The organism is Paenibacillus sp. Soil724D2 (assembly GCF_001427935.1).
GTDB lineage: Bacteria > Bacillota > Bacilli > Paenibacillales > NBRC-103111 > Paenibacillus_E.
This window is the reverse complement of the sequence record NZ_LMRY01000012.1, coordinates 135,694-148,008: the sequence shown is the minus strand read 5'-3', so window position 1 is coordinate 148,008 and position 12,315 is coordinate 135,694. Positions and strand designations below refer to the sequence as shown.

The following is a 12,315-nucleotide window of genomic DNA, read 5'->3' as shown; positions in this document are numbered from 1 at the left end:
GGTGTTAGCTCATGGTGCTAGCTCAATGATATTGGTCTGTTTCGAACCAAATTTCATCAATTAGCTTATTTCTATAAAGCATGGATACATTAAACGTTTCATACTCTTTTTCTTTATCCAACTCTTCAAGCAATAATGTGGCAATTAGCTCTCGATCATCTGAATCCCCTGGCTCCCGGAAATCAATGAATCCTGTTAGCTGGCGAGAACTAATATCTACCGTTGCAGTACCAATAGGCAAACCACCATAGGATTGCTGATAAATTTCATACGTGAGTGTATCACCATCATCTCTGGCCAAATTAATCGTGTAATCTTCCGGAGAAGGAAGCATCGTATCCTCTTCCATGTCATCAACCAAATCTAATAAATCAATGTGCGTTAATTCCACCGTATCTACGGTTTCCCCATTATAGATCATGTTAAAAATGAACGTATCCGTTTCATCCTCATTGAAATCTTCGACGATGAGCTCGGAGACCCTGTCCATTTCCTCATCAAAAGGATCGAATCTCCATGTTATATCTCCAATTACATCAGTACCATACATATGAAGCGTAATTTCAGCAATAAGCTCCGAGTCTTTATCATAAACATGATAATCCACACGGTTTCTACTTTCACCCACAATAACAAGCTCATAGCCCTGTTGATTCTTGCGTTCTTGAATCATTTCCATTTTATCTGGAGCATTCTCTGAGTCGATGTCATCGAATCGGGTTTCGTCCCTCACCCATTCATAATCAACCTCATCGTCATGTTCGTGACGAGTGTACGAATGTGAGTCCCCTTCGTGCATGGTAGGTTGTAAGGCATGGTCTGTCGCGATAACGAAATCATAATCACTGTAACTAACTAATACCTCGCACTCCTCAATAGCCAGTGCATCAATGACACTCTGAATGTATGACTGAACGAAATCATACACCTTCTGTTTGTCCACGATCGTAATGGACTGCTGCTCCAGATGAATCGAGCCTTTAAGTCGATCCGATTCCCTGTAGACTAGCGTTAACGTACCGACAAACTCCCCATTGTACTCAATATCGCAGACTTCTCCGCCTGCCGTTTTCAGGTCGGGTCTAAGCATAATATCGGCCACGACTTTCCTCGCCTCCTCTACAGTTCTTATGATTCTTCTGTAGATTGTCCCAACATCGCCCAAAATATGAGTATTCAGGATAAATGAAATAAACGAAGGCATATTGGAGCCTCCGTTAAATGGGTCTATTCAATAGGTGTTTCTGTTTTTCAATCATATCAATTCGTTGGGATAAGCTTTCGATGTTCGGGTAGCGCATTGCGTGAACTTGATAGATATGTCGAGCCTCTGCCAATTTGCCTGCTCTTAAGGCTAGATCAGCTACTGCCAAATCTGCTTTCCATTGTCCTATTTGATAATCTGCTGAGACAGATCCTCTGTATTCCTTAATGGACGTCTTCGCTTTTTTGAGATGAAAATCCGCTTGCAGATATAGCTCATCTGCTTGCTTCATTCGTATTTGGGCAAGTAGGAAATGTGCATCGGGAAATTGGTTATTATGCTCTAATGCTTTAAGACAAGTTATTTCTGCCTGTTTCCAATCCTTACGGCTCATATAGTAATGCGTCAGAAGCTTATAGACATCCAGCATTCTACCAAAACGCGGTGTTTGCATGCCAATCCGTTCTGCTTCGAGTAATGCTACCAGTGCTTGCTCTTCCTGCCCTATTAATAAAGACTCCCGACCCAAAAAAAGCCAGTTGCCAGGATCGTTTGGCTCTTCTTCAATCATCATCTTTAGTAAGCGTAAATTACGTTCTAGTTTATTTTTTTCCTTAATCACAGAAGGGTCGTACCCATCATGGAGAAAGCGAATTCGAACGGCACGACGGTAAGTTTCCTCCTCGTATATACCTAAAGAACTGCTTATTTGTTCATGAATTCTTCCCCAAAACTGAAGCCCTCGCTTCATCGGAAACATTCGTGTCTGTGAAAAATCATAATGAACTTCGCCGCGAATCTGATTGAGATGCCAAATATGAAGAACTGGCGGTGTGGGATGATGATGGAAAATACCTGCTAATTCTCGAACCCCACAAACATCCTCTTCAAGTAAAAGCTCGTCTGTATCCACCCAAAGTACCCAATCACTTTGAATATGATTCAAGCCCTCATTTCGTGCAGCGGCAAAATGGTCCCTCCACTCAATGGATACCACCTTCACTTTGCTGAATTTGGACGCTATCTCTCGGGTACGGTCAGTAGATGAATCTACTAGAATAATTTCATCCACAGCCTCATAAAGCGCGGTTATGCACTTTTCAATTCGTTGCTCTTCGTTTCGAGCCAAAATTGCTGCGGCAACTGTAACCTTTGGAACATGAAGAAGCCCTTCGATATCAACTCGTTCTTCACCTTCAGGTGTTTGCTCCAAAGCCTCATAAACCGATTTTACCCAAGAAGCCTCAGGATCGAGGAGCCAAGCACGATTAAATACCCGCTTGGCCGTTAGACCATAGCCTTGATGCATCAGGGTCTCTCCCAAGAAAACCCAAGCCTGTCCTTCTAATGGATTAGTTCGGATTAGATCCTTCGCCACAACCTCCGCTTCCTTGTATCTTTGCTTCTGTAAAAGTTCGATGATTGGCGCGTAGGTCGATTTCATAGGTCACCTGCTTATTATGGTAATATCGGTGGTGTGGTGTAAGGTATTGTTAATATTTTCTTACCATGATCAACATCAACCGTTATTGTTGTAGTCCCTGAACCGTTAACAAAGTAATTAGATCCGCTTGGTATCATAGGCATATTTGAATTACTAGAAGATACTTGGATAACTTTGCCGGACTCAATCTCTATTGGGAATAATGAACTGATATTAAGAAAACCATTGAATATTGAGTGATTCAAACCCAGTGTGTCAACGTAAGCTTCATCCGTAGCTGAATTAACTGCGTTAACTTTAAGTTTAGATGAAGATGGAAAGTAGTACTCCCCTAATCCTGAAAGCCTTAGATAGTTCTGAGAATTGTAAACTACACTTGATACCGTTACAGAGTCATCATTATAATCAAAAGTGTAATTTAAAGGAGTAGATGTTCCAAAAGCATCTGTTAGATTAATATCTAAGGTGCTGCCAACAAAGATAGTTTGATATTCAAAAGGATTATAGGTTGAACTAGTTACAGTGAATGGTTGTGACACCTCAAGACCCACCCCATCAGTTGCCTTTACACCACGTATTTCTGAGATATTCTCCATATTAGGATGTAAATACAGCTTTGAACCATAAATTTCAGATGACCCGTTTGATCCTGAAGTCAAAATTTTGCTAAAAGTTAAATCACCAAGAGAATCAGAAAAATAGTGATTCAAATCAAGCTCAAAACTCGATCCAGGAGAAATATGATAACTTTTATGTAAACTCTCACCAATTTCTGGCGCTTGATTCTCAGCTAAGACTGTTGCATGAAACGTATCATAGCCCATATCCCCACGTTCATTTACAGCTACAATTGTTATGTCTACTCCACCTGTTTGATCAGATGAACTTAAATACCAATCCCCATCATTAAAAACATCTACTATATCTTCATTTGAAGAGAATACATAAAAGTTTAATCCTTCTCCTTCTCCTTCTCCTTCACCATAGGAATAATGAAAATATTCATGTAAATCATAAACACTTGAAATCGGGATAGAAGAATTCTTATTAATCGTAACGACGTCTGGAAATGGCTTTATAAGAAGCTTCGTCGTTCCTTCTCCGTGGTTTACATCAACAATGCTCGGCGAAATCCCCGTTAATAATTGCTTTACTTGTTCTGCTGATTCGAAATCTTCTGGAAGACCACTCATATAAGTTACTAAATTGCCAATATTAATTTTACCGGTAGATTCCGAAGGAACAACAGCTACGTTAAACGATTCTTCGATCGTATGATATTCTCCGGATTCATTATCATAATCTTCGAATGTAACGGTAAAGCTAGCCTTCCCAGTAACTCCTCCCTTTACTTTCAAGAAGCCTTTATCTAAAAAATTAGTTTCAATTAATGGATTTGTACCATTTAAAACTGAAAAAGTTGATTCCTCAGATAAGTGAAATAAATCTCTTAAATTGATTATGGTGGAATTTTTCGGTATTACTAAATCATGAATCTGATCGACTGGTTCCGGTTCCTCCGTCCCATTAGCAGCAGCAACCTCGTAAGTCGGCATCCCAACAAAAAAGGGAATAGTCGCAATTGCAGTTGACACTACCGTTGCAATTACTTTTTCTTTCTTTGATAATCGTTTCTTTTCCGTCATTCCTTTACACCACCGTTATCAATTTTCTTTCTCTTATTCTACCATACGTCATAATATGGAAGAACCCCCCTAAAACGACAAAAATCCTCAAAAACCGAGGATTTAATCGAATTTTATATTATAAACAGTATTTCAAGATAGCCTCACGGACACCCTCGTCATTATTAGAGGAAGTCACCGCATCCGCTGCTTCTTTCACGCCTTCTGGCGAATTCTCCACAGCGATGCCGAGTCCGGCAAATTCCATCATTTCTAGGTCATTGTAATAATTTCCGATAGCCATGATTTCACTAGGATCAATCTCTAAAGAAGCAGCCAAAGCTTTCAAAGCGTTGCCCTTATTGGCCTTTGTACTCATCACATCAATAAAGAGGTCGCCACTGCGAATCATCCGCATATGACCGTATAGTTTCTGTTCTTCCCATTCCTTTTGAATGCGATCCAACTCATTTTGGCTAAAAATTGTAAATTTCACTATTGGCAGTCCAAGCTCTGATACGTTCGTCACAAGTTTGGGGTTGATCATAAACTTTTGATACATCTGTTTTTCGTACTCACTGATCCGTTCGATATACATGTTAAAAGACGTACATACATCGAAATGAATGCCTTCTCTTCGCACATAATCCAACATAGGCTCAATTTCAGGAAGCGTAAAAGCAAACTCATTGATCAAAGTCTGACCCCGTTCATCTGCATGAACTGTCGCCGCGCCATTATGCGTAATCATCGTTCCCTCAAGCCCGAGTTGTTGAAGAATTGGCAATGTGCTAGCTGGAGCTCTTCCGGTACATAGCACAATGTGACACCCTTGATCATGTACCTCCTGAATCGTTTCAATCGTGCGTTCTGATAATTCATGCTCATCATTTAAAAGAGTTCCGTCTACATCCAGTGCTATTAATCGATATTTCAAGGTATTCTCTCTCCCTTGTACTTCGCCTTTTTATCGACTTATTGTACCATAGGAAGACATTGGATTCATCGAATTTACATAAAAAAGACAGCTATCCGAAGATAACTGCCTCCAAATTATTGAACCCTATGAACGCCGACTGATTTATTGACATTGCCAATGATTTGGACAGGAATGTCCTCCTTTTTCACAACACCGTTACGGTAACGAATTTGAAAATGAATGGTTTGTACTCCTTGAGGCAAGCCCTCCGCGAATGATTGGAATTTCGCATCAAATAGTTCTCCGCTAAAAGACGTTGCATCCCCTCCTGCTGCAACTAAACGCTCATTCACATAAATCGCATGCCCATCTAACCCTGTCGTATCGATCCAAGCTGTCACTTCGTCTACAGGCGCAGGTGAACTCTTGCTAGAAACTATGAATATTTCCCCAGAGTAGAAGTCCTTAGGTGGCGAAACTGTTTGGTGACCGCTTTTTTCATGCAAAATCAGCCAGTTGTCTGTATAGGTTACATCCGAATGAATCGTCAAGGGCATAGCAGCAATCATTTTGACTACGGTATTCGAAAGTCGTCCATCTGATACGGTTAACGACACCTTATACATCCCAGGCTTTAGAAAGCGATGAGAAATATCCTTAGTGGAAAAAGTGGTAGTACCCCCGTCAGGTTGCTCTAATTTCCACGCATAGGTTAGTACATCACCATCTAGGTCGAAAGAGGTATTCATGGTTGTCACTACATCCCCCTCCCAAACTGGCTTTGGAGTCCAGTCAAATTCGGCCTCAGGTGCTCGATTGATATAAAACCAAGTTTGCGCTGAATAATCTGACCAAGTAACCCCATCAAATACTCTAACTCTAACGCGGAGTTTTTGGCCAGCTGGAAGTTCCTGATTGACCATCCAACTCCCCACGTTAGAAACCGTCCCTTGGTAGAACTGCCCTGAGTCCAGTAACAGCACATCGTTAGCCTCATTGGTAATTTGCATTTGGAAATAAGTAAAAGTTGTACCCGGATCAGGATCGCTTTGGCTCCACTCAAAGGTAGGCCGCAGCTCGGAGAAAATAGTAGGCGAAGCTTGCGTCCCACTTGGAATCGTCATGTTCGCTGCTGGAGGTCTATTCGCCGTAAACCAACCGGAATTAGACCACGTTGACCAGTATCTTCCATCATGTACTCTAACTTGAACTTGGAAGGGGCCGTTTTGACCTTGGATTAACGAAAGACCAAACCACTCTGTAGGATGAGTATTCCAAGTATTGGAAATCGTGTAATAATCACAGTTGTTCCAGGAACTATTTTCGCTATTATAGCTACAAGAGTGCGCAAAGCTACCATATCTTTGAGCATCGTACACGTACCCATATTGGTTATACTGAACTTGAGTACCATTAGCATCAAGAATACGATATTGGAAACTACGATACTCCGTTGGAACATCTGGATCATTTTGATTCCAAGAAGGTTTCAAAACCCCGTCAGAAATAGGTGTAGGTTCGGCTTGGGTACCGTTAGGAAAAGTCAAAGTAGCTGTAGGAGGAAATCCTAATGCAAAATACCTTTCCGACCATCCAGACCATTCTCCTTGTTCATCCTGTACCCTAATTCTAACCCTGTAAGTTTGATTGGCGTACACAGTCATTGGATAGTTATAGCTTAATGAAACTGTATGGCCATCACTGAGTACATTAGAGACTTTTGCAATATTAGGGTTATTCATACTAAACCATTGCCATTGCGGATTATTATAATAATTATAGTAGTATTGTTGCACGTCTATTTCCGAACGTACAATTCGGCTATCCGCATCGTAATCTACCGCATTCCATGTAAATAAAGGATTATTCCCTGTTGAGCCAGACGGATTATTCGTATCCGTACTCGTATGGCTCGTAATATCAACGAAAGGCGCATGATTCGCAGGTAGTGCGTCTAGCCACAATATAGCTTCTGCCCAATCAGACCACGCACCGTATTCATCTTTTACAGCCACCCTAAATGTATAAGCCCCCATTTCTTTTACTCTCAATAATTTTCCATTTACAGTTGTACCATCTGGCTTTATGTACTCGTATCTGCGCTCAATAATTCCTCTAGTTGCCGAATAATCAATGCCAGTTGGTTCCGTAGAGTAAGTCCAATTGTTTAGCCAACGATCAGGATCATAGCTTTGATCATCGTAAGTCACGTTATAATAGATATCTTGATTTACATTCAAAACCCCTATTGGTCTACGATGGATCAATACATTTCTAGTATAAGGATCAGATTCAGACAGGTACTCTGCAAAGGCAGGATTCGGATATTTAAAGCCAACAGGCGTAGGATCATCTGCACCAATAAAAGTTAATTTATAAACCCCTACCTTATCTAACGTTTTAATCGGATCTCCATTAAATGTTTGATTATTGTAAGCAGAAAGTCCACTTTTACCATCCCCCGAATCTAAAAATTTCGTAGAGTTCGTATGCTCGTATTTCCATTTATCCTTACTAATCAAATGATCATCACTTTCAGGATCCGCATACTCCGTAGCGTACGTCAGTTCTTCTCCCGCAATGCCGGTATCGCTAATTTTGTTGTTATCTACAATTGGTACTTTGACATAAAAGTTACGGAAGTGAGAACCATATCCGCCTATGAAAAATCCATAAGTACCCTCTGTTAAAGCAAGATCGGTTACTTCCAGAATAGGAACAGTACCCATCCGTACTTTTATTTTTCCACCTCTAACACTAACCTTCATGTTGTTAAAAGATGTCGTAGACAACCAGACTGGCGTTGACCGTAACTCAGTACGAACACCGCCAACGAGCTTCGATAAGCTTATTTTGTTTGTTGTAAACTCTAATCGATACATCGTATTGTTATTCGTTGCCCTGAAGATTAAACCCGAAGGAGCATTCACATTCATATTCACACTAGCTTGCAAGAAATCGAACACGTAATCTGCGTCTCCAATACTCGTATCCTTCTTCATGGTTTGACCTATTTCCGCTAAAGCGTAGCTGGAAGGACTAGTCGTTCCACCATTTATCTTATAATAGTAGAATTTACGTTCAGATTGACTATCATCTTCATCATAGTGAGAAACATAGCTGCCTACACTACAAGAACCACAGGACGTCCATTGAAAGTTCCATCTTCTTAACTTATAATGCTCTTCTTGAAGAACGACTTGAAACTCTCCATCTGCACTTAATCCTGCCGAAGATACCGTATATCTAAACCTCTCTTGAAGCGTTTGTTCGTGAGAAAAGGTATTAGTTGGTCTAGTTCCTTTGGTCGTATAGGAAGCAAGTTGGTTTGCGTACTTATCAGCAACTACGATTTTGTTCATACCGTCAACGATATAGACATAGCCATCAGCCGAGACAGAATAATTCACCTCAATTAATGTTGAACTATCGCTATCTGAACCATCACCTCGTATTACGCTGCCATCTTCACTTCTTGAACGATTATTGAAGTAGATATCTTTGTATATTTCTATCTTCTTCGTAACACCCGTTTGCTTATTATAAGATACAAAGTATTCACTAACTGTTCCTGATCGGTTACTGCTAGACCCCCAATTCCCAGAACTATATGTATCCGTAGTTAAATTCATTGGTTGCTCTCGATACAGATATACTTCTGAGTCCTCATAGATACCCGTTAGAGTAGGTGCAGGAATAACAGTATTAGCAGCTACTTCTAATCCTGTCTCTACATCAAGCCAAGTAGTCACAACACACCCACATTGCCATGAGTAGTTACCTCCAAGCGAAACCTTAGTTCCGTCATTGTTTAGTTTCAGATTAGCATGAGGTGATCTTGTTCCACTTTCACTGGACGAACAGTCACCAGAACAGCCATCATAGATGTACTGACCAGAACGTTTCCAAGATGTACCATCAGCAGTTTTACGATAAATAGTCCATGTCTCACTATAATCATTATCATTATAATATCCGGATTTGAAGTCTACCGAATAAGCTCCACCTTTAGCATCATAAGCTAGGAACTTTCCTGGGTTATCAGGTGTAGGTTTAATAGGGATATACTTTTGTTGAACATAATCATAAGTATTTCCCAAACCTCCGTCTATTTTAGTATTAGTACCGTCAAAAAATGGAATGGAACCAATAGAACCAACTCCATATCTGTTACCCAAAAATTGTGTATTAAATAACTGAGGAACGGGGAACGTATGCCAAGCGTTATAGGTTGTTTTTTGGTACTGTTCAGGAGTAATCGTTAATCCTGTGGCAGGGCCATTGAAAGGCTGTTTACCATAATGAGATGTTAATCCGTTGGTAGCCGTGTTGTATGTAAATCCAATATCCTTCACTTTATTTAAATTAGGATTGGTTAAAGATGAACCTTGCCACTGATCCCCATATGCCATTAGCATTTCATTTTCTAATGTTGTATGAAACAAAGGAGGTTCTGGATTTGCGCTTGTGACACTGAATGAAACTTCGGGAGAATCATTTTTGATATCAACCACATAGCTTTTGGTATGCGTTAACCCCCAATCCTCCTTTGTTTTTACCGTTAATTTATACTTACCTACCTTAGGAGCTGAAAGTATAGCCGGTCCACCAACGGTTATCGGTATATTTAAAGGCATATGATCATTGAAAATGCCATCGTCATTGCTATCGTACACATAGGTAATAGACGTTTCTACGATTACATCTCCATCGGGACTGAAAGATAAATCCCTGAACGGAACATTTCCTCTTACAGCAAAGATAGGCAAGTTGATGGCAGCTACGGGAGGTTTATCCTCCACAACGTTTATGTTTTTAATTGCTATGTTTTCTGGCAAGCTGCGGACACCGTAATTGTCCTTTACTTCTAAGGTTACAGTCTCTATGCCAACATTGGGATAAACGGGGAGATTATTCGTCCAGAAATACTCCGTTATCGTTCTGTTTTTAGCTGGTTTGCTGCAAGCTCCATTAATTGCATTAGCTGCAAGAGGACGGTTTTGTACGACTCGGTTCGGTACATTAATACAGGGTAATGGCTCAGGACGCATAATAGTTATTGTTGCATCCTTTTGCGTACAAGCTCCCTTATCATCACACATTTTCGCTGTTATCGTATGGTCACCGGCTGTTGATGCCGTTAACCACGTAAGCTTATCCTCACCCTTTAGATAGCCCAAAGAAGGAAAGCTTTTGATCCAAGGACTTGAGCTGATTGGAAACAACCACTCGAAAGTTACGATATCATCGTCAGGATCATAATGGTTAGGTGGAATTTCTGGCAACAACCTCACATTTAATTTATCACCAACAATGGAATCCGATAAAGGAGTCCTGCTATAGTAATCAGCATCAGCAAACCAACCGATCTCAAATTGAGGTGGTCTATTCGGAGGTTTTGGACCGACTGTAAACTTCCCTTCATAGAAATAGGAAGTTCCTCCACAGCTATCCTCAAGCTTGTATTCAATAACCACTTCGCCGCTTGTAATATTGCCTGGATAACCCGTAAAACCCATCATCCCATAAGCAAAAATGGACATATCACTCTCAGAAGTACTACTTAACGAACTCCAACCGTATTGAATATATGCACCTGTAGTTTGGGATAAAATGAACCTTCCTCGAACAGGCGTACAGCCAGAAGGAATCGTCCAGTCTGCTTTAATGAGGTTAGAATCTTTCCAAGGAATTGTGGGCTTATCGGCTGAGGTAGTTCCGCTAAAGTTTCCGCCGCTTGGTGTACAACTTGCTTGGGGAGTAACGATTTGAGTAAGTATGTTATTAGAGGCAGTTGTTTCTGAGATGTCATCATTGGAGTCAACGGTTAGCGTGATGCTTTTCATACTGCTGAAGGTGTAGGGGATGATCTCGGTTTTGGTCTCTCCAGAGGTTAAACCAGATGAGTAGGAAAGAGTTTTGAACACTGTGCCGTCGGCGGCTAGGGTTACGCTGAAGGATGTTCCGCTGGGGATAGAAACACCTGAGTTTTTGAACTTGATGGTGAGGTTGGTGCTAACATTTGAAAGAACGCATGCGCCTGCGTCGATGGATAGGGATGCTAGGTCCGGTTTGTCGGGTGGAACAAAAGTGACTTCTATGCGGGTTTGGTATTTGTAGGTTTCGCCTTTCCATTTGCCGATGGCGTACATGTGGTAGTTACGTAGTAAACCGTATGGTGGTGTTTGGCCTCCTGTGAGTGCATCGAGCTCCTCGTAGTCTACAGAATCAACAGAACCGTCAAGGGCTAGCATAGTTCTGATCATCCCTTGTCCATCCGTTTTCCCTTTTCCGTATGATAGAGGAATAGCATTTGAAAATGGATGCTGCTCAGCGCCGACGATTGAGATGGTACTTTGCAACAATTTATCGCCATCGGTTATTTCAGGTGATCCGTCCTTTAGTACTACAGAAGACTCGTCTATGAACCAGCGATTGGGACGATCGACCTCATAAGCCGTTGTAACTGCCCATCCTTCCTTAACAAAGTCTTTTTCAATATCTCCACTTGCTGTTGAATCAGTTTTTCCAGATATTTTATATTGATTAGAATCATAGCTATAACGTAAATCCGGTCCATTTCTTGAGCCGCCTACATCTCGATAATCGAAAGGATTTACTGTGTATCTGTATCTACCAAGTGCAGGTATTAGTCCTGGGTAAGGTGAAGGATTTCCGGAGGCACCGCTAAATTCAATAGCAGGCGTTTCTTCACCCATATGCTCCCATATCTTTCCCAGAGGTTGTCTATATATTTGATGTCCCGGCTTTGTTTCTGACTTACCATACACAGGTATTTGTGCTCCACTTATCGAAGTAATAATAATTGATGAACCCGAAAAACAACTTGAACATGGTATTTCTGTTCCATTATTGATGATTTTTACTGAAGTAATATTTCCAGATAAATAAGGACTAATGTCTTTATTTATCTGTTTGGTTGACGAAGCAGAATATTGTGCATTGACAGGTGCTTCTTTAAACTGACCTTGTTCATAATCATAATACAGTGTTTTAGAGCTAGCAGCTTCAGCATGGAAAATATCAATAAAAGGGGTTATCAATTGAGTTATTACTAGAAATAACATTATTTTTGCAGTAAAGATTCGCAATGTGAGAACCC

Annotated in this window: 5 protein-coding genes; all 5 read right to left on the bottom strand. The window is 40.8% G+C overall.

Annotated features, from left to right (window positions below; translation table 11 throughout):
* Positions 1–22: 22 nt before the first annotated feature.
* On the bottom strand, positions 23–1,102 hold the full coding sequence (locus ASG85_RS13775) for a hypothetical protein (RefSeq protein ID WP_063860287.1): 1,080 nt from the start codon (positions 1,100–1,102) through the stop codon (positions 23–25).
* 115 nt (positions 1,103–1,217) lie between these two features.
* Positions 1,218–2,648, bottom strand: a complete 1,431-nt coding sequence (locus tag ASG85_RS13770; protein ID WP_060646521.1) for a glycosyltransferase — start codon at positions 2,646–2,648, stop codon at positions 1,218–1,220.
* Between the two features lie 14 nt (positions 2,649–2,662).
* A complete protein-coding gene (locus ASG85_RS13765; RefSeq protein WP_060646520.1) occupies positions 2,663–4,294 on the bottom strand; it encodes a hypothetical protein in 1,632 nt (543 codons plus the stop codon).
* Positions 4,295–4,412: 118 nt separating this feature from the next.
* On the bottom strand, positions 4,413–5,210 hold the full coding sequence (locus tag ASG85_RS13760) for a Cof-type HAD-IIB family hydrolase (RefSeq protein WP_060646519.1): 798 nt from the start codon (positions 5,208–5,210) through the stop codon (positions 4,413–4,415).
* A 116-nt stretch (positions 5,211–5,326) separates the two neighbouring features.
* Complete coding sequence (locus ASG85_RS13755) at positions 5,327–12,304, bottom strand: PKD domain-containing protein (RefSeq protein WP_060646518.1); 6,978 nt, start codon at positions 12,302–12,304, stop codon at positions 5,327–5,329.
* Positions 12,305–12,315 lie beyond the last annotated feature (11 nt).

Bases quoted from the DNA above. Each gene is read 5' to 3' on its own strand.
- ASG85_RS13770 (WP_060646521.1), bottom strand. From the start codon at position 2,648: ATGAAATCGACCTACGCGCCAATCATCGAACTTTTACAGAAGCAAAGA.
- ASG85_RS13765 (WP_060646520.1), bottom strand. From the start codon at position 4,294: ATGACGGAAAAGAAACGATTATCAAAGAAAGAAAAAGTAATTGCAACG.